The organism is Eubacterium sp. AF34-35BH, from assembly GCF_003477765.1.
Lineage (GTDB): Bacteria > Bacillota > Clostridia > Lachnospirales > Lachnospiraceae > Eubacterium_G.
In genome coordinates this window covers 14,921-33,308 of sequence record NZ_QUDZ01000013.1, presented here as the reverse complement: position 1 = coordinate 33,308, position 18,388 = coordinate 14,921, and the positions used below count along the sequence as shown (strand labels likewise).

The window sequence follows — 18,388 nt, the reverse complement described above, 5'->3', positions numbered from 1 at the left end:
AGTACCTCCCATAATGAATTTTATGTACATAAAAAGTATTTCCTCGAGTGATTTACATTTTACACATAGGGAAAATGTAATTACAGATAATTCTAAAAATTTTTAAATGCCTACCTAAATTAAAAATAGAACAAGGGAAGAGATTTTTTGTTTATTTCGTCAAAACAGATTATTGAGGGAAATTGGACCATTTGTGCAATGGGAAGAATAGTAGTAGTGTTTAAATACAAATTTTGTTTGGGTTGACGGAAAAAAAGAAAAATAAATAATAAAAATTTGATATAATGTAAATATGAATATACCTATTCAATCAGTTATATTTAGTGGATTAAGAGGTGTAGGAAAGACAGTTCTTATAAATAAATTTAAAGATAAGATGAATATAAGGAATGGATAAAAGAAAATTAATTTATATTAATCGAAAACATACATTATTATTACAAAAGCGACTAATCCATATTCTGATTATGGATTAGTCGCTTAATATTATTTGAAGAATGTTTATAATAATCTTAAATATTGTTTATATGGAGGATCAAAATGTCATATATTGAAAGAAATATTTCACCAATTCTTAAAGATAGAGTACAAAAAAGTAAATGTACTTTAGTCGTTGGTGCAAGACAGGTTGGAAAATCAACATTAATTAAACATGAATTTTCAGAATACAATAGAACTAATTTTGACGATAGATTAACTAGAATACAAGCTAAAGAAGAACCTAAATTATTCTTTTTGAATAACCCATGTCCTCTCTTTATTGATGAAGTACAGAAAGAGGGCGCAATTCTGGAAGAGATTAAACAAATAGTAGATGAATCTGATGAAAGAGGGCAATTCATATTGTCGGGGTCCCAAAAATTAGAATTTATGAAGGGAATTAGCGAATCACTGGCTGGCAGAGTATCAATTTTTGAACTTTCAGGTTTGTCCATGCGTGAAATTAAAAAGATAAAATTTAATAAACATTTTGTGCCTACAGAGGATTATTTGAAAGAGCGTGAAAAAGAATTAAAGAAATATGATAACGTATGGGAAATTATTCATAAGGGTTCATATCCTGAATTATACGATATAGATCGAGATTGGCAGGAGTTTTATTCATCTTATGTATCAACATATTTAGAAAGAGACATAAATGAGTTGATTGCTACTGACAGTATTACATTTACAAAATTTTTAACGGCTGTTGCAGCCAGAACAGGTGAGCTACTTAATTATGCAAATATTGCAAGTGACATAGGTATAAGTGAAATGACTGTAAAAAAATGGATATCAATTTTAGAAAGAACAGGGATAGTTTATTTGTTACAGCCATATAGTGCAAGTGCATTAAACAGAGCTATAAAAACACCAAAAATATATTTTAGGGACACAGGACTTGCCTGTTACCTGACAAGATGGTTGACAGCTGATGCACTAAAGAATTCGGCAGTAGCCGGAAACATGTTTGAAACATTTGTTATTTCTGAAATTTTAAAAACGTATTCTAATGAAGGTAAAGATTATCGTTTCAATATTTATTACTATAGAGGTAAGGACAAAAGAAAAGCAGGAGAAAATGAAATAGATTTAATTATCGAAGAGAATGGAGTATTATATCCTGTTGAAATAAAAATGTCAGGTAATCCAAAGGCCATTATGGGAGCCACAAATCAGGTCCTTGACAAGATACCTGATAAAAAAAGAGGTATGGGAATTATTCTTTGTCTGATAGATAAAAAAACATATTTAAGAGAAAACCTGATAGCTTTGCCAATTGAATATATATAGATTATATTTTGTTAGAACATCAAATATATGGAAACATGTGCAGAGATAAGATGTATTGCGTAAGGAGATTATTATGGCCGAATTATGGGATGTATATGATAAAAAATTTAATAAAATAGAAAATACGACTTTAGTTAGAGGAGGAACAATGACTTTTTTTCATGCATCACAGACGAAAAATATAAAAATTTTAAAACCAAATATATCAAATCACGATATTCCTTTAATTTACTTTTCAGACAAAAGAGAGAATGTATTGGTGTATTTAAGCAATGCTATTGAAAAATTTTGTAAGGAAAAGCATTTTAAGTTTGAGGGCTTCTGGCATAAATGGGGACCGTATGGATTTGATAAAGATGGTAAGTTGTGCCTGGAAGAATATTATCCAAATGCATTGAAAGAAACGTATAGTGGAGTGGAAGGATATATATATTCATGCGACAATATATCAACATACAAAGAGTTAAATATTCACATTCCTAATGCATATATTTCAGATCGACCAACAAAAGTGGAACATTGCGAATATGTTTCAGATGCATATTATGAAGTAATAAAGGCTGAACAGGAAGGCTTAATAACAATTTGCCGATATGATGAATTTATAAAAAAGAGAAAAGAATGGTTACAGAAAACTATTCGAGATGAGTTTGCTAATAGTTTGTTGGCACCGGATTATAGATTTTTCCTTGAAAATAAATTTGCAGATATTTTAGCTGGTAAATAGAAAAATTGGAGCATTTATGAAATATACAATAAAAGAAAATCAATTGGATTATGAAACATATTACAACCTTAGAGAATCAGTTGGATGGAATAACTGGAGCAAGGTACAGGCACAGAAAGCACTCAAAAAATCTTATTACTCAATTGTGATTTATGATAATGAAAATGCAATTGGTATGGGAAGAGTTGTGGGCGATGGCATATATTTTACCATTGTAGATATTGTGGTAAGACCTGAATATCAGGGCAAGAAAATAGGAACGGCAATAATAAACTCTATTTTAAAGTATATTGAAAGAAATATGTATGATGGAAGTAGAGTGAGCGTACAATTGTTAGCAGAGGCAGGTAAGGAACAATTTTACATAAAGCAGGGATTCAAACTTGTGCCACATCAGTATTGTGGACCGGCACTGAGAAAAATAATATATAAAAAATAATTAAGATTTCAGGAGATATAAAATGCATCAAAGTATTTTGAAGAATTAAAAGAGCAGATGCAAAAGCAATATGAATATCATCAAAATATACTTTCTGACGAGACAGAAAAAGTGAAGTTTAATGATAGGCAAATAGGTTATATGGAGGCTTACACACAAGAATTTATAGAGGAAAAACAGCAGGATGTAGTTGATTATATTTTTGGGTGTTGGCCGGGGCAGCAGGCAGAAAAACTTGCTGAAGTAATAGGATATTCTAAATAGACACATAGGAATTAGATAATTTTATTTATATAAATTAAGGAAGTTGCTTGAAAAGGAAAAAATGTATGTTATAATGTAACTACAAGAAAGTTGTATTCTCTGTTGCGGAGAGTTTAAATATGAGCAGAAAAAATAGTTGCTAAAAAAGTTCTGAGATGTTCAGAGCTTTTTTTATATGGAGGATAAAGTATGTATAAACCGGAAGAACTGAAAGAATTACAGAGAAAACCTAAAATTAATGATATTTCACTTATAGTATTAAAAAGATATTATGCTATGTATTTAGTACCATTTATATATACATATAACATAATAAAACCTAGTGGAGATAAGGGTAGAATCAAATTGAAATTTAACAAAGAAAGTTTTTGTCATTTATTGGGATTGGAAACAATTGCAAAAGGAAGCGTAAAATACAAAGAGATATCAGAGTATAGGGGACATAAAGGGTGGAATAATATAGAAAATGGTGAAATTGATTTTAAACATTTAAAGAACTTAAATAAGAAAAAATTTCAAAGTGTAAAAGCAAAATTTGTGTATTTTTACTTGCTTCCTGACTTAATAGAACAACCCATAGCGGTGTTATTCGATAATAAAAGAGTGAATCCTAGAGTAAAAATTGAAAGTGAAATTTTATTTTATAATAAATATGAAAATGCAGTAATTCACTTGGGAATTGATAAAAACGAAAAAGAAGATTTATATTACCCAAGAACTTTTTTTGTAGAAAAGCTAGGAAAAGATAATGTTGAGGACATTTACACAGTTAATCAGATTAAAATAACAGTAGAAAAAGAGAAAAGAATAATTTGTATATAATAGTAATAGTTGTTGTAAAAAATTAAAGTTGTTTAATAGGAAAAAGTTTTATTAAAGAGGCAGTTTGGTGCATTTTAATAAGACTTTTTTGTTTGAATAAAAATAATTAACGTATATCTGATTCAACCCCCAGTTGAAAAATATCGACTTTTAATTTATTGAAAGCCATCTCCATATTATATATAATTTCATTATCGGAGGTGATTACATGGAAAATACAGTCAATATTTTGGCAACTAATATACAAACATATCGTAAAAAATCCGGAATGACACAGGAGGAACTTGCAAATAAGTTGGGAGTTTCTTTTCAGGCAGTTTCAAAGTGGGAAAATGCAAAGTCATTGCCGGATATTTTATTTTTGCCGGTTTTAGCAGAACTGTTTAACTGCAACATAGACGAACTTTTTTCAAGGAAATCAGAACCAAATGTCAATAATGAATATTGTACAGAATTGCCATGGGAGGACGATGGTGTTATTCGTGGTGTGGTTTGCAAAGGTAGAAAAATTTTACAAAAAACAGACAAAATAACTGAAAAGTTTACTTTTGAAATAATTGGTGATGCAAAAAGTGTTCAAAGCCAGTGCAATATATATGTTGAAGGTTGTGTTTCAGGTGGATGCAATGCAAATGGAGAAGTGAATATTACCGGGCATTTAAGTGGTGGTTGTAACTCAAATGGAAATGTTACGGTTGGGGGACATTTCTCAGGAGGGTGTAATGCAGGTGGAAATATAACAGTTGGTGGTGATTTATCGGGTGACATCAATTGTGGAGAAACGGTTCAGGTAAATGGAAATGTTAAGGCAGATAAAATAAAGGGCAACCTTGTTTGTAACTCGATAAAATGTGACAAGGTTGAAGGCAATGTTGTTTGTAATTCAATAGATAGTGATATTGTTAAAGGGGATATTAAAGTTAAAGAATAAATTATCCCCCAAGATGTCCCAAAATGTCCCTCAAGGAGACATTTTATTTTATGGACTACTAGTAAAATAGAATAATATTGAAAAGGCAGATTAAAAAATCTGCCTTTTTTTATAACTTGTATTTATAATCTAAAAGGTGAGATTGCTTAAAAAGCATAATGTAAAAAATCGATGATTATGCATTGAATGTATAATGATTTGTCAGTATACTTAAACCGAAATAACCATATAATTTATGAATCAAGGTGAACGTTATGACAAAAAGAAAAGCATTGGAAATTTTATTAAATATTATAGGAATTGTGCTATTGGTTCTTTTGGCAATTCCATACATTACATACAATACCAAAATAGTAGACCCAAATGCCATGCTACCTTTTGAGGCGTGGAACAGGGCAGGAATGATACTAACACTGGGATTTGTTCCGTTGTTAGCAATAAATATTCTTAGTTTTATTTTATAAAGTTTAAAGAAAAAATTATGGATTTATATTTTTTATTCCAAGTATAATACGCTTTATTATTGTTTTAAGTTAATGGATAAATTAGAAAAAGGAGAAGATAAAAATTGAATTTAGAAGAACAAAAGCAGTATGTTTTAAGTGGAAAAATGTACAATGATTTAACAGATGAATTGGTTAAGGCGCGTGAAGATACAGTTTTTTTAACCAACCAGTACAATGCAAGTTTCGGTCAGCCATCAGAAGAAAGGGAAGCTATTCTTAAGAAGTTGTTGAAATCAATAGGTAAAGGTGTTCATTTTGAACCAAATTTCAGATGTGAGTTTGGCTACAACATTTCTATTGGAAATAATTTTTATGCCAACTTTGACTGCATTATGTTAGACGGTGGTGGCATTGAAATTGGCGATAATGTGTTGTTTGGACCAAGAGTTGGAATATATACTTCAAATCACGCAATAGATTCCTGGGAGCGTACTCATGGTGCATGCTATGCCAAACCAGTAAAAATCGGAAATAACGTTTGGGTCGGAGCCGGAGTCCACATCAACCAGGGCGTAACTATTGGAGATAACACAATTATAGGTTCAGGAAGTGTAATCACAAAGGATATTCCTGCAAATGTAGTTGCAGCAGGTGTGCCATGCAAGGTCATACGTGAAATAACTGAGGACGACAAAACAGGTTATCGCCCATAAGTTAAGCAGTATAGATGCTTAAAATATTATGAATATTAATATATTGAAAATATATGTGTAGGCGAAATGTATATGAATATCAAGTTAGGAGAAATTGCAAATGTGGAAAATTAAACATATATTTGATGGTGACTATGGCTGTGAGGAGAGAAATCCAAACGAAGCTCCCAAAGTATCGGTGACCTTAATAAATGAAGATAATGAAGCGAAGATTATATCTGTAGAGGATCAGTGGCTTACAGATAACAATTTAGATGAAGGCGATGAATGGCCTTATTTGGCACTGTCAGAAGAATAAATTTCTCACACGAAAATTCAACGAACCCCCTTTGACATTTTTAAAAATTAAAAATATAATAACTTATTGAAACGAGTAGCAATAGCGTAAATCCAGTTTTGGCTACTCGTTTTTTCAGTTTTATAATGCAGTTAAAAAGTGTGTTGCTTTATGCGTAAGTCCAACTTATAAATAAGCGCACACTTTTTTTGCGTAGAAAGGGAGGAGAAAATAAAAATGGCTGAAAACAACAAAATGAGGAAAATGCCGGTTAATAAACTGATGGTTCAAATGGGAATACCGATGATTTTATCTATGGCATTGCAGGCAGTTTACAATATTGTAGATAGTGCTTTTGTTGGAAATATGAAAGAGGGAAGCGAGGCAGCACTGAACGCTTTGACACTGGTATTTCCTGTACAAATGCTAATGGTGGCAATTGGAATTGGTACAGGTGTAGGAACCAATGCACTTCTTGCAAGAACGCTGGGACAGGGAAATAACAAAAAGGCTGCAAAAGTTGCAGGAAACAGTTTGTTTTTAGGAGTAATTATTTATGTAATATGTTTGTTCTTTGGAATATTTGGAGTAAGAGTCTACATTGTATCACAGACAGTTGATTCACAGGTTATTTCAATGGGGACATCTTATTTAAGAATATGCTGTGTATTGTCTTTTGGAATTGTATTTTTTTCATTATTTGAAAAATTGTTACAGGCAACAGGACGATCACTTTATTCAACAATTGGTCAGGTAGTTGGGGCAGTAGTAAATATTATCCTTGACCCAATTATGATATATGGTCTTGGACCTGTTCCACAAATGGGAGTAGAAGGGGCTGCCTATGCAACTGTAATCGGTCAGATTGCATCAGCAGTATTGTTATTTATTTTCCATATAAAATTAAATAAAGAATTTGATCATGGCATAAAATATATGAAACCAAAGGGTAGGATTATTAAAGAAATATATTCAATCGGACTTCCTGCCATTATTGCACAGGCTCTTATGTCAATAATGGTTTATGTTATGAATCTTATTTTGAAATTTAGCCCATCAGCCCAGACGGCATATGGCTTGTTCTACAAAGTGCAACAGTTTGTACTGTTCCTTGCATTTGGACTAAGAGATGCAATCACACCGATTATTGCTTTTGCTTACGGTATGGGTAGTAAGAAGCGAATAAAAGACGGTATAAAATATGGTCTAATATACACAGGTGTATTAATGATTTTAGGCATTGCCATTACAGAAATATTCCCGGGAGCATTTGCAACATTATTTAATGCAGGACAATCAAGAGAATATTTTATCGGTGCAATGAGAATTATTTCAGTAAGTTTTATTTTTGCAGGAATCAACGTGGCATATCAGGGAATTTATCAGGCATTAGATGGAGGAATCCAATCACTTATAATTTCGCTGATTAGACAATTGGTTCTCATATTACCACTTGCAGGAATCTTTTCTGTTATTGTAAGAAATGGGCAGGTAGGTGTCTCTCTAATATGGTGGGCATTTCCAATAACAGAGGCAGTAGCCTGTTTAGTGGGATATGTATTTTTGAAGAGAATTGTAAATAAAGACGTTGAAAGTTTAAGCTAAAAGTAAAAAACACATTCAAGTTATATGACGATATTAAAAGGCAATAGATTTACAATTAAAGTTTGCTAATAAGAAAATCGTAGTAACATAACTGAATGTGTTTTTTATTTTATAAGTATTACTGAAAATTGAGAATATGCTATAATATAGAACAGATTTAAAATCGTAAATACTTTTTTGATAAATCAAATGATTTTAGAATATTGTGAAATAAAAAAGCTAATAAATTATAAAATGAAATTTGGATGAATTTCTAAATTTTAATTTGGAGGAAAAACATGGAAATAAAAGAGATAATTCAAAAAAATCAAGGCTACAATAGCAACAACTTAAACGTGCCAAAGTCATTAAAAGCTACAGCACAGAAACTATGTTTTGAATACAATCAGACAGGACCGGACGAGGCTGAAAAGCGTAGAGAGATTCTTAAAAACTTACTTGGAAAATGTTCTGATTTAACATTTATTGAACCATCATTTCACTGTGATTACGGATTCAATATTTTTGTAGATGGACTGGCAGTTATTAATTACAACTGTGTAATATTAGACACATCACCTGTACATATTGGGGCCAATGCTTTCATCGCACCGGGAGTATGCATTGCCTGCGCAGGACATTCCATTAATCCTGAGCAAAGAGCGAAGGGAATCAGTACATCAAAACCAATTACTATCGGAAAAGATGTGTGGATAGGTGCCAACGCTGTCATCTGTGGTGGAGTTACAATAGGAGAAGGTAACATAATTGGTGCAGGAAGTGTTGTAACAAAAGATATACCACCAATGGTAGTAGCTGCTGGAAACCCATGCAGAGTGATTCGTGAAGTAAGAGAAGATGATAAAATTCAGCCGGAGGATTTGGCATTTTAGGAAAACAGAATATTTATATTGTGTAAAGATGTCTTTTTAGGCATCTTTATTTAATAATAGGAATGATTACTATTTTGCTTGACTTAAATTCGAAAATAGGATATACTCTCTATTAAGAATAAATCCTAATAAGGAGAAGCAATGATAACCAGAAGGAATACTATTCAAAAAGAGTTAATACGAAATGCTGTATATGAGATGAAAAGACATGCTACAGCAAATGAAGTGTATGATTTTTTAAAAGAAACATATCCTACAATTGGAAAGGGAACAGTATATAGAAACCTTGATATATTGGCAGAAGAAGGAACTTTGAGAAAAGTTGAAGTGCCGGATGGACCTAATAGATTTGATTTTACTTTGACAAATCACTATCACGTCAGGTGTGTAAAATGTGGTGATGTGTCAGATGTGGATATGGACGAAATACCAAATTTGCTGGAAAGAATTCATGACACTCATGGAATTGAATTTCTAAATTGTGATATTTCATTTAAAGGTATTTGCCCAAAATGCAGAAAGAAGCTAAAGGAGGAATAACATGGATAAAAAAGCAATGTATAAACTAAGTTATGGTTTGTTTGTACTGACGGCAAGGGAATCAGAAAAGGACAACGGATGTATAATTAACACTGCAATTCAGGCAGCTTCGGAACCGAACCAGTTAAGCATCTGTGTTAACAAAGCAAATTATACTCATGATATGATTGAAAGAACAGGAAAATTTACAGTATCAGTTCTAAGTCAGAATGCACAGTTCGAATTATTCAAACATTTTGGTTTTCAGTCAGGAAGGGATACAAATAAGTTTGAATCATTTAGAAAGTGTACAAGAGGTGAAAATGGTATTTATTATATTACAGAGGGTACAAATGCATACATTTCTGTAACAGTTAATAAAACAGAAGATTTAGGTTCACATACAATGTTTATCGGTGAGATAACAGATATGGAAGTGTTAAGTGATATTCCATCGGCAACATATGAGTATTATCAGAATAATATTAAGCCTAAGCCACAGGCAGTTGGAAAAACAGATGATGGTCAGACAATATGGCGATGTAGGATTTGTGGATATGAATATGTAGGAGAGGAATTACCGGATGATTTTATATGCCCTTTATGTAAGCATCCGGCGTCAGATTTTGAGAAAATAGTAAACAAAACGGAGGTAAAAGAAATGGAAGAAAACAAATATGCAGGAACACAAACAGAGAAAAATTTACAGGAGGCATTTGCAGGGGAATCACAGGCAAGAAATAAATATACTTATTTTGCTTCTGTGGCAAAGAAGGAAGGCTATGAGCAGATGTCTGCATTATTTTTAAAGACAGCAGATAATGAGAAAGAACATGCAAAGATGTGGTTCAAGGAGTTAGCAGGAATTGGTGATACAAAGGAAAATTTAGCAGCAGCTGCAGAAGGCGAGAATTATGAGTGGACAGATATGTATGAAGATTTTGCTGAAACAGCTGAGGAAGAAGGCTTCCCAGAGCTTGCAGCAAAATTCAGGGCAGTAGGTGAGATTGAGAAGCACCACGAAGAAAGATATCGTGCACTCCTTAAGAATATTGAAACTGCACAGGTATTTGAAAAGAGTGAAGTTAAGGTGTGGGAATGTCGTAACTGTGGACATATTGTAGTAGGAACAAAGGCTCCGGAAGTATGTCCGGTATGTAATCACCCACAAAGTTACTTTGAAGTACATGAAGAAAATTATTAACATAAATTGATATAACAGGAAAGTCCCACAGTTTGACATAAAAGTTATAATCAAATGTAATCTATTTAAGAATTATATTAAAGTTTTCACTCATCACCGGATGAGTGGTAATAAAGCATTCAAGACTAAATCGTAGGTACGGTGTTTCGGCATTATAAGATTTAGTTTTGAGTGCTTATTTTTTTGAAAGGAGATTAAGGAATTATGGAAATTGTTAATAATCAGGGAAAGTGGGCTGAGTTATTGGCGCAGGTAGGAGCGTCTGATTTTTATGAAAAAACGGGTATATCAAACCAGCTGAAATATGTGACGATGAGGGTTGCCCTCATGTGTGGATGAGAAAGAAACTAATTTGAAAGTTTAGAACAAATAAAAGGTTGTAATATTGCTTTTAATTATTGGTATTGTTATATTTTAACAAGAGTTATCTATTATAAAATTGTTATGTGCTTTAAAGCCATGAAAACAAAAACATGGGAAACACTGTTTGACTAAAAGAAAAAGAGGAAGACAATATGGAATTTTATATGGATGACTATGTTTATAGGTTGGAAATTTAGGAGGTAAAATACATTGAGCAGTAAAACAGCATATTTTCACCTACCGGGATTATTTGAATTTTACGAACTATATAAAGTGTTCCTGCCAATTTTCAGGGAGCATAGAGAATACTTTTATGATTGGTGTGATATAGGTTCCATATATGGCTCACCTATGGATTGTATCTGGAGTGGTGGTCGTGTTGAAGTTGGAGAAGCAGAAACGTGGAAGGTGCTTAATTTAATGCAGGAATACGGCATTTCGGCAAGACTTACTTTTAGTAATTCATTGTTAAAAGAGGAACATCTTTCAGATAAAATATGCAATGACATTTGTTCTTTGTTTGCACAAAACAAAAGTGAAAAAAACAACCAGACTCGGATTAATATACAAAATGCATCAATGGAAAGTTGTGGTACTCAAAATCAAAAAATAATTAATAGCTATGTTTCAAATGGCGTAATAGTTCATTCAGATTTGTTACTTAATTACCTGAAAAAGAATTATCCTGAATTATATTTTGTATCATCAACTACAAAGGTCATAACAGATTTTCAGGAATTTTTAAAAGAATTAAATAGAGAAGATTTTAGGTATGTTGTACCTGATTTTCGATTAAATAAAGAATTTGATAAACTAAAAACATTATCAGAAAAGCAAAAGGATAAAGTAGAGTTTTTGTGTAACGAATGTTGTTGGTTTGGATGCAAGGACAGAAAAGTCTGTTATGAAGCAGTGAGCCACAAAAATCTTGGAGAAGATTTTGAGCATTATTGTAAGGCACCAGATTCAAGTGGTGGATATCAATTTTCAAAGGCAATGGAAAATCCGGGATTTATTAGTGTAGAAAATATTAAAAATGTATACTTGCCAATGGGATTTACCAACTTTAAAATAGAAGGAAGAGGACTTGGAAGTGCTTTGGTTTTGGAATTTTTACTTTACTACATGACAAAGCCTGAGTACCAAATCAATGTTAGAGAAAAAATATATTTAGATAACATGTTGGATTTATTTTGATTTAGAAAGGGTGATAAAAATATAAAGAATGCAAAGACAATTGCAGAAATTATGAGCAATGCAGGTTATGACGTGGAACTTGTTAAGATTTATGTTGATATAGGTTTATAAGTAAAAAAACGGAGGTACAAAAATGTCAAAAACATTCGTAGTATATTATTCATGGTCAAATGGAAATACAAAAAGAATTGCCGAAAAAATGGCAGAAGAATGTAAAGGGGCAGAAATTGTGCATCCTATGGAAATTCAGTTTGACTCACAGGGTGGTCCAAAACTTGAAACATCAGAGAGCAAGATAGGGCAGTGGATTGCAGAAATAATAAGCAGTTTATAGAAAATCAGTATATAATGGTAAAGAGAAAAGCAGGATAACTTGAAAGTGATAGTTAATCTTGCTTTTTTTCATAATAAATAATAATTAAAAAATCATAAATTAGAAAATTCTATTGCTTAATTTTGTCATAAATATAGCTAACACTGCTGAAATAATTCTAACAAAAACGGTGCTCCACCAAATCATTATCTGTCCACCTAAAAGTGGTGGTAATATAAGCATTAATACAAGCATAAGGACAGGTTCAATAAATGTCAGTATATAGGATGATACTGCTTTTTCTGTTGCATAAAATCCGGCTGTTGATATTCTTGTAATTGCAACAAATGGAACAGAAATCAAAAAGATAGGAATGATTTTAGCAGTCTCTGCATTTACTGCATCTGAAGAACCAAATAACGTTCCTATATGCCATCTGCCAAGGTACATGATGGCACAGCCGATGAAAGCTAGAATAATAGCAAAAATATATGCCATACGTTTAACTTCAGCTAAATCTTTTTCCTTATGTTCACCATAATATTGGCTCATAAGTGGCTGACTGCCGTCACCTACCCCCTGTAAAATCAAATAGATAATACAGACTATATAGGATATGCAGGCATAGGTGGCAATCGCTTGTTCTCCACCATAGGATGCAGAAAAACGATTGATGATTACCAAAGAAATATTAGGTGTTAGTGCAAGCCCAAAAGGAGCTAAACCTACTTTGAAAATTGATTTGCAAAGGTTACTAAATTCCACTTTATTTACACTAATAACCAAATTCTTTTTTAATATAGAATATAAGAGAGCAATAAGTAAGGTCACACCTTGACTGATAATCGTAGCAAGTGCAGCCCCTGTTATTCCAAGGCTGTAAACCCATACAAATAAGAAATCAAGAATAATATTAGTGGCAAAACCTCCAAGCATGGCAATCATTGCAAAAGAAGAATTTCCAAAGTTTCGAATAAAAGGAATTAGTCCGGTTCCTCCAATTTGCAATATAGTACCCAAGGCAATGATTTTAATATAGCTTGTTGCATAATCAAGTATCAGTCCATCTGCTCCTAAAAGAGTTAATACAGTATGAGCAGAAAAGAAAGTAAGTAAAGTAAAAATAATACTTGCAGCTATAAGTAGCCACCATGAAGCAGCAATAAACTGTTTTGCTTTTTGATGGTTTCCTTCTGCCATATTGATAGAGTAGTAAACAGCACCACCCATGCCAATGCCGGTTCCCACTGACTGTATCAGTGCAACAATTGGATAAGCTATATTGATTGCAGAAAGACCGGCATCACCTATGGTATTGCCAACAAAATAACCATCTACAATTGCATAAATACCTGACAGGGCAAATGCAATGATAGAGGGGATGACAAATTTAAAAAAAGTGTTACGATTACTCATTTTCTGTTGAATATCCGTTTCGAAATAAGTTTATAAAAAGTTCTGTATCATTATTCATTCTGGTAACGTTATCTACCCCCATGTGATTTATGGCAAACAGCTCTCTTTTATGCAGAGCTTCAATAATTTCACCGGCATAAATCTTCCCTTCCCGTGTAAGTTTTATTAATTTATTACGTTTGTCTGTTTCATCAGTAGATAATTCAATATAATTATTTGAAGAAAAATCTTTTAGAATTGTATTTATGGTTTGTTTAGGAATAGACCAATTTTGTGAAATACTTTTCTGGGTGCAATTATCTTTTGCTTCATAAAGAGAATAGAGTACAAGCACGCCGTTAGATGACAGACCATGCTTCTTTGCCCAATCCTCATACATGGCATTTCCCTCCTTCCAAAGAGCATAAAATCTTTGTAATTGTTCAAATTTATCTTTTTTGCTATTCATATTTACCTCCAAAAAAAAAATGGTACGATAACGTACTAATGAATTATAGTCCTATATAGGACTAATGTCAAGAAAAAAAGTATGACATAAAATGGATATGCGAATCTGTCGATATAAGGTATAGTATATGCATTGAATTTAACAAATCGGAATTGGCACAACATTTTTGGATGAGTAAATGTTGAGTTTTACATTGTGGATATGATAAAATAAGGTCAGATAAATTGGACGAAACTATTATAAAACTTATGTATTCAGTGATTGATTTGTGTCGGATGAAACGCATATTGCAATGTTTTGTATCGGGCAATCAAGGAATATAAGTTTATCTGAAAGGAGTATTGTTATGTACAAAAAAATAATATCATATCTGTTAATTTTTACCTTATTTTTAGGAACATTACAAAATGTAGGAATAGTCAGAGGTGATACAGGAAATGAAGAAAGCTGGGAAATAGATTTATCATCGAATAACACCAGTATGACATTTATGTACGAACCAAAGAGTGATGGAATATATCAGATATATACGAAAGGATCCTATTGGAATAGGGTTTTATTGACGGTAAAGGATATTTCTACGGGAACAATTATTTCTAGTACAACAGGTGATTGGGCAACTGCACGAAATGATCATTTAGAATTATTTAACTATAAAAGATATTCATTTACTTTTTCGTTGATTGATGACGATGAGGGATTTGCTGGAAATGTATCAATTAATTTGTTTAAAGAAGGTTTGCAAGATTTATTTACAATTGAGAATGGTGTATTAAAAGATGTTAGTGAGTATTCTCAAAATTTTATTATACCAGAAGGCGTAAAAGAAGTTGACTCAAATATATGCGGTAAACTTGGAAAATATTATAATTATTTTCCGTCTACTTTAGAGAAAGTAGACGCATATTATTTGGGACGAGTAACTAATATATCATATTATGATATTGATGTGAATAACAATTATTTAAAATCTATAGATGGAGTAATATATTCAAAAGATGGAAAACATCTAATAGCATTTCCTCCATGTGGTAAGAGTGATTTTAAGGTGGCGGATGATACAGTTTATATAGATAATTACGCATTTGCGTATTCTTATGTTAGAAATGTGGAATGCCCAAATACAATTGTGAAAATAGGAGAGGAAGCATTTGTACAAGGGAGTATAAAGAAAATACATTTAGGAAATAAATTAGAAGAGATTGGATATGGAGCGTTTTGGGATTGTACTGCACTAGATTCAATGGAATTACCAAGGACATTGAAAGTAATTGGAGGGACGGCATTTTACAGTTGCACAGACTTAACAAGTATAACATTACCAGAGAATTTAGAGGAAATAGGCTACCATGCATTTTGCAATTGCAAAAATCTAAGTACATTAGTAATAAATAGTAATATATATTTGGATGATGGAATATTTGAGTCATGTTCAAAATTGAATGATTTTAGCGTAGGGGATAAGTGCAATAAATATAGCGTTAGGGATGGAATATTAATACAAGATGATGATAGGTTATATTTATATCCAAGTGATAAAGAAGGTGATTACACTGTTCCTTTATTTGTGAACAGCATAAGCGATGGTGCTTTTTATAATAGTCAAAAGTTAACTAAGCTATATATTCCATCAAATTATGAGGGAAATGTTCCTATAATACAATCACCAATGATTGATGAAATTATCGTTGATGCGGGAAATAAATATTATTATTCAAAAGATGGAGTATTATTTGAGATTGTTTATGGCGAAACAAAATTATTGCAGTATCCAATAGCAAATAAGAGAACTGAATATACAATACCGTCTGATGTAGATGAAATAGAATATTATGCTTTTTGTTCGTTTAATGATGCAATACGTCAATTAAAAACGCTTGTCATTCCTACGGGAATATATGTTCCTGATTGCTTAATTTTTGACACAATTGCAGAAACGAGATGGTGGCATTGGGAAGGGGCTGTAGAACAACCATACCTTACAATAAAAGGCTATGATGGTTCCAGTGCACATGACTATTATTTAAAAAATGGTGAAGATGAAAACTTAAAGTGGGAAAGTTTGGGAAAAGAAGACACACAGATAGACAACGACAAAGATGACAAAGACGAAAATAAATTTATGCTTAATTATGATGCCAATAGTTTTACACATTCTTCAAATAGTAATAAATATTTAACAGCTGGATTTAAGGGAGTAAAAGACTATAAGTTAGATGAATCATATTTCAATAAACTGATAAAATATAGTACAAAGGGAGAGAAAAATAGAATTAAACAAAGCATGAATTCTTCGTGGGGAGGTTCCTGCTATGGAATTGCTACAACCATGGGGATGGTATATAAAAATATGATAAATATATCGGAAATTAATAGTAATTCAGCAAATTGTTATTATAAGTTACCATATCCTTATAAAGATAAAAAGTTATTGAATACCATTCAGTATTTTCAATTATCTCAATCTTTAGAATATGGAGGGTCGTATGCAGCCAGTAAATCTTTTACCACGAGAGGGAAGAATGATGAAGCGGATAGTTTGAGTGAATTTTTGAAAGCTGTTGTAAAAACAGTAAAAGAAGAAGGAGTATCATTATTCACATTCGCAACAAAAGAGTCAGGACATGCAGTGTTAATGATTAATTGTGAAGAAACAGATGAAGGCTATAGGATTAAAATGTATGATGAAAATACATATAATGATAATCATAAACCAGGTTATTATAGTTATTTTGATATTTCATCCGATTATAAATCTTTTTCTTGGAAAGATGAAGGGTTGACAAATGAGAATTATATGCAAATGCAAATTATTGATTGGAATTTGATGAAACAATTAAATGGTAATGGTTCTTCGTCTGGAAAAAAGGGAAAAGGGCATAGTTTTGTTACAGTTGGTTTAGATGATTCATTTACAATTAGAAATAATGAAAATGAATATTTAACATGGGATGGAAATTCTTTTTCGGGAAATTTAGAGATATTATCTGAGAATTATGAATATAAAAATATTTCGGAGAGTAATTCTGAGGCAATGGTTAATTTAGAGGTTGAAAATAGTGAGTACTTTACATTTTGTGACATAACAGGAGAACTTAATGCAAGTATTGAAGGTGATGACAAGTATCAATCAATAGAAGCTTCTAATGTATCTTTAGTTAAAATGAATTTGAATGAAGGTGTTATTATTGATAGTAATAATGCAGAGTACCAGTTTAAAACTTTTATAACAACAGATGAAAAAGTGTCAGAAAATGAAAATAATCTTATATCTGTATCTGCGAAAACAAAAGGGAAAACGACTTTATCTGTTAATAATACAAATGTAGATGTAACAAATGAAAATGGTATGGACGATATATATACATCTAATTATGTAGGTGTGAAAACAGCAACGAAGACATATAATACTTCAAGTAAATATATTTCTGTTGATAATATATATAAAAATCATACGCATCAATATGTTCTTACAAATTCAAAACAAGCTACATATGCAGAAAACGGATTAAAAACGTATATATGTGATATATGTGGAAATATAAAAACTGAAAATATTGCTAAATTGATGAAAAAGAATAATAAGCCTGCTAAATCTTCTATTAAGAAAATTAAGAAAAAAAAACACGGCTTAATAGTGACGTGGAAAAAAGTTAAGGGAATAAAAGGGTATGAATTACAATATTCGCTCAAGAAAAATTTTAAAGGCGCAAAAACAAAGACAATAAAAAAAGTATCAACTACTACTGTTGCTATAAAAAAACTTAAACGTAAGAAAAAGTATTATGTAAGAATTAGAACATATATCGTTTCCAATAGAAAGAAGATATATTCTGATTGGTCTAAGTTTAAAGTAAAAAAACCAAATAGTAATAGTTTATTCGGATATAAGAAACTCCAAAATACTACAGGGATATTCTTGTATAGTGGAAATATTCTTTTAATGGAATTTTTATGATCTGAAAAGTTGCTTTTAAAAATCAAAATTTATTGTAGTTTTATGCTAACTTCCAGTTTATAGCGTAAATATACACAATCTTGACAAATAAAGATAACACG

The 18,388-nt window shown here is 31.6% G+C and carries 19 protein-coding genes and 1 pseudogene; 18 read left to right on the top strand and 2 right to left on the bottom strand.

Annotated elements, in window-relative coordinates; all coding sequences use genetic code 11:
- The first annotated feature begins 540 nt into the window (after nucleotides 1-540).
- The 17 genes and pseudogenes from DWZ69_RS11480 (at nucleotide 541) to DWZ69_RS11410 (ending at nucleotide 12,486) form a co-directional block, all read left to right on the top strand.
- Complete coding sequence (locus DWZ69_RS11480; RefSeq protein WP_118437116.1) at nucleotides 541-1,773, top strand: ATP-binding protein; 1,233 nt, start codon at nucleotides 541-543, stop codon at nucleotides 1,771-1,773.
- Nucleotides 1,774-1,846: 73 nt separating this feature from the next.
- Complete coding sequence (locus DWZ69_RS11475; RefSeq protein ID WP_243081051.1) at nucleotides 1,847-2,500, top strand: hypothetical protein; 654 nt, start codon at nucleotides 1,847-1,849, stop codon at nucleotides 2,498-2,500.
- Between the two features lie 16 nt (nucleotides 2,501-2,516).
- On the top strand, nucleotides 2,517-2,939 hold the full coding sequence (locus DWZ69_RS11470) for a GNAT family N-acetyltransferase (protein ID WP_118437114.1): 423 nt from the start codon (nucleotides 2,517-2,519) through the stop codon (nucleotides 2,937-2,939).
- A gap of 111 nt (nucleotides 2,940-3,050) precedes the next feature.
- Nucleotides 3,051-3,203: a hypothetical protein gene (locus tag DWZ69_RS11465; protein WP_158573393.1), complete on the top strand. Its 153-nt coding sequence runs from the start codon at nucleotides 3,051-3,053 to the stop codon at nucleotides 3,201-3,203.
- A 189-nt stretch (nucleotides 3,204-3,392) separates the two neighbouring features.
- Entirely contained in the window at nucleotides 3,393-4,025 is a 633-nt protein-coding gene (locus tag DWZ69_RS11460; protein ID WP_118437110.1) for a PBECR4 domain-containing protein, read from the top strand.
- 208 nt (nucleotides 4,026-4,233) lie between these two features.
- Nucleotides 4,234-4,956 carry a helix-turn-helix domain-containing protein gene (locus DWZ69_RS11455; RefSeq protein WP_118437108.1) on the top strand — a complete coding sequence of 241 codons (723 nt, stop codon included), beginning with the start codon at nucleotides 4,234-4,236 and terminating at the stop codon, nucleotides 4,954-4,956.
- Nucleotides 4,957-5,210: 254 nt separating this feature from the next.
- Nucleotides 5,211-5,420 carry a hypothetical protein gene (locus tag DWZ69_RS11450; RefSeq protein WP_118437106.1) on the top strand — a complete coding sequence of 70 codons (210 nt, stop codon included), beginning with the start codon at nucleotides 5,211-5,213 and terminating at the stop codon, nucleotides 5,418-5,420.
- Between the two features lie 104 nt (nucleotides 5,421-5,524).
- Nucleotides 5,525-6,115 (top strand): sugar O-acetyltransferase, encoded by a 591-nt coding sequence (locus DWZ69_RS11445; RefSeq protein WP_199640876.1) that lies wholly within the window; start codon nucleotides 5,525-5,527, stop codon nucleotides 6,113-6,115.
- A 100-nt stretch (nucleotides 6,116-6,215) separates the two neighbouring features.
- Nucleotides 6,216-6,413, top strand: a complete 198-nt coding sequence (locus DWZ69_RS11440; RefSeq protein WP_118437104.1) for a hypothetical protein — start codon at nucleotides 6,216-6,218, stop codon at nucleotides 6,411-6,413.
- A gap of 216 nt (nucleotides 6,414-6,629) precedes the next feature.
- Nucleotides 6,630-7,997 carry an MATE family efflux transporter gene (locus DWZ69_RS11435; protein WP_118437102.1) on the top strand — a complete coding sequence of 456 codons (1,368 nt, stop codon included), beginning with the start codon at nucleotides 6,630-6,632 and terminating at the stop codon, nucleotides 7,995-7,997.
- Nucleotides 7,998-8,275: 278 nt separating this feature from the next.
- Nucleotides 8,276-8,869 carry a sugar O-acetyltransferase gene (locus tag DWZ69_RS11430; protein ID WP_118437100.1) on the top strand — a complete coding sequence of 198 codons (594 nt, stop codon included), beginning with the start codon at nucleotides 8,276-8,278 and terminating at the stop codon, nucleotides 8,867-8,869.
- Between the two features lie 141 nt (nucleotides 8,870-9,010).
- Nucleotides 9,011-9,409 carry a transcriptional repressor gene (locus tag DWZ69_RS11425; protein WP_117999189.1) on the top strand — a complete coding sequence of 133 codons (399 nt, stop codon included), beginning with the start codon at nucleotides 9,011-9,013 and terminating at the stop codon, nucleotides 9,407-9,409.
- A 1-nt stretch (nucleotide 9,410) separates the two neighbouring features.
- Nucleotides 9,411-9,866 (top strand): annotated as a pseudogene (locus DWZ69_RS12405) (flavin reductase family protein); the annotation flags it as partial.
- Nucleotides 9,867-9,920: 54 nt separating this feature from the next.
- Nucleotides 9,921-10,592 (top strand): rubrerythrin, encoded by a 672-nt coding sequence (gene rbr / locus DWZ69_RS12400; protein WP_347497535.1) that lies wholly within the window; start codon nucleotides 9,921-9,923, stop codon nucleotides 10,590-10,592.
- 204 nt (nucleotides 10,593-10,796) lie between these two features.
- Nucleotides 10,797-10,931, top strand: coding sequence for a hypothetical protein (locus DWZ69_RS12360; RefSeq protein WP_022164621.1), 135 nt, complete (start codon nucleotides 10,797-10,799; stop codon nucleotides 10,929-10,931).
- Between the two features lie 234 nt (nucleotides 10,932-11,165).
- Nucleotides 11,166-12,152, top strand: coding sequence for a hypothetical protein (locus DWZ69_RS11415; protein WP_117999187.1), 987 nt, complete (start codon nucleotides 11,166-11,168; stop codon nucleotides 12,150-12,152).
- Nucleotides 12,153-12,285: 133 nt separating this feature from the next.
- On the top strand, nucleotides 12,286-12,486 hold the full coding sequence (locus DWZ69_RS11410; RefSeq protein WP_199521879.1) for a hypothetical protein: 201 nt from the start codon (nucleotides 12,286-12,288) through the stop codon (nucleotides 12,484-12,486).
- A gap of 99 nt (nucleotides 12,487-12,585) precedes the next feature.
- Here DWZ69_RS11410 and DWZ69_RS11405 read toward each other — a convergent pair whose 3' ends face one another.
- A complete protein-coding gene (locus DWZ69_RS11405) occupies nucleotides 12,586-13,881 on the bottom strand; it encodes an MATE family efflux transporter (protein WP_117999186.1) in 1,296 nt (431 codons plus the stop codon).
- Nucleotides 13,874-14,329 carry a MarR family transcriptional regulator gene (locus DWZ69_RS11400; protein ID WP_117999185.1) on the bottom strand — a complete coding sequence of 152 codons (456 nt, stop codon included), beginning with the start codon at nucleotides 14,327-14,329 and terminating at the stop codon, nucleotides 13,874-13,876. Before DWZ69_RS11400 ends, DWZ69_RS11405 begins: the two co-directional genes overlap by 8 nt.
- Nucleotides 14,330-14,675: 346 nt before the next feature.
- Here DWZ69_RS11400 and DWZ69_RS11395 point away from each other — a divergent pair, with 346 nt between their 5' ends.
- Complete coding sequence (locus DWZ69_RS11395) at nucleotides 14,676-18,287, top strand: leucine-rich repeat domain-containing protein (protein ID WP_158573392.1); 3,612 nt, start codon at nucleotides 14,676-14,678, stop codon at nucleotides 18,285-18,287.
- Nucleotides 18,288-18,388 lie beyond the last annotated feature (101 nt).

Coding starts and splice junctions, on each gene's coding strand:
- DWZ69_RS11480 (WP_118437116.1), top strand. CDS start 541: ATGTCATATATTGAAAGAAATATTTCACCAATTCTTAAAGATAGAGTA.
- DWZ69_RS11475 (WP_243081051.1), top strand. CDS start 1,847: ATGGCCGAATTATGGGATGTATATGATAAAAAATTTAATAAAATAGAA.
- DWZ69_RS11470 (WP_118437114.1), top strand. CDS start 2,517: ATGAAATATACAATAAAAGAAAATCAATTGGATTATGAAACATATTAC.
- DWZ69_RS11460 (WP_118437110.1), top strand. CDS start 3,393: ATGTATAAACCGGAAGAACTGAAAGAATTACAGAGAAAACCTAAAATT.
- DWZ69_RS11455 (WP_118437108.1), top strand. CDS start 4,234: ATGGAAAATACAGTCAATATTTTGGCAACTAATATACAAACATATCGT.
- DWZ69_RS11450 (WP_118437106.1), top strand. CDS start 5,211: ATGACAAAAAGAAAAGCATTGGAAATTTTATTAAATATTATAGGAATT.
- DWZ69_RS11440 (WP_118437104.1), top strand. CDS start 6,216: ATGTGGAAAATTAAACATATATTTGATGGTGACTATGGCTGTGAGGAG.
- DWZ69_RS11435 (WP_118437102.1), top strand. CDS start 6,630: ATGGCTGAAAACAACAAAATGAGGAAAATGCCGGTTAATAAACTGATG.
- DWZ69_RS11430 (WP_118437100.1), top strand. CDS start 8,276: ATGGAAATAAAAGAGATAATTCAAAAAAATCAAGGCTACAATAGCAAC.
- DWZ69_RS11425 (WP_117999189.1), top strand. CDS start 9,011: ATGATAACCAGAAGGAATACTATTCAAAAAGAGTTAATACGAAATGCT.
- DWZ69_RS12360 (WP_022164621.1), top strand. CDS start 10,797: ATGGAAATTGTTAATAATCAGGGAAAGTGGGCTGAGTTATTGGCGCAG.
- DWZ69_RS11410 (WP_199521879.1), top strand. CDS start 12,286: ATGTCAAAAACATTCGTAGTATATTATTCATGGTCAAATGGAAATACA.
- DWZ69_RS11405 (WP_117999186.1), bottom strand. CDS start 13,881: ATGAGTAATCGTAACACTTTTTTTAAATTTGTCATCCCCTCTATCATT.
- DWZ69_RS11400 (WP_117999185.1), bottom strand. CDS start 14,329: ATGAATAGCAAAAAAGATAAATTTGAACAATTACAAAGATTTTATGCT.
- DWZ69_RS11395 (WP_158573392.1), top strand. CDS start 14,676: ATGTACAAAAAAATAATATCATATCTGTTAATTTTTACCTTATTTTTA.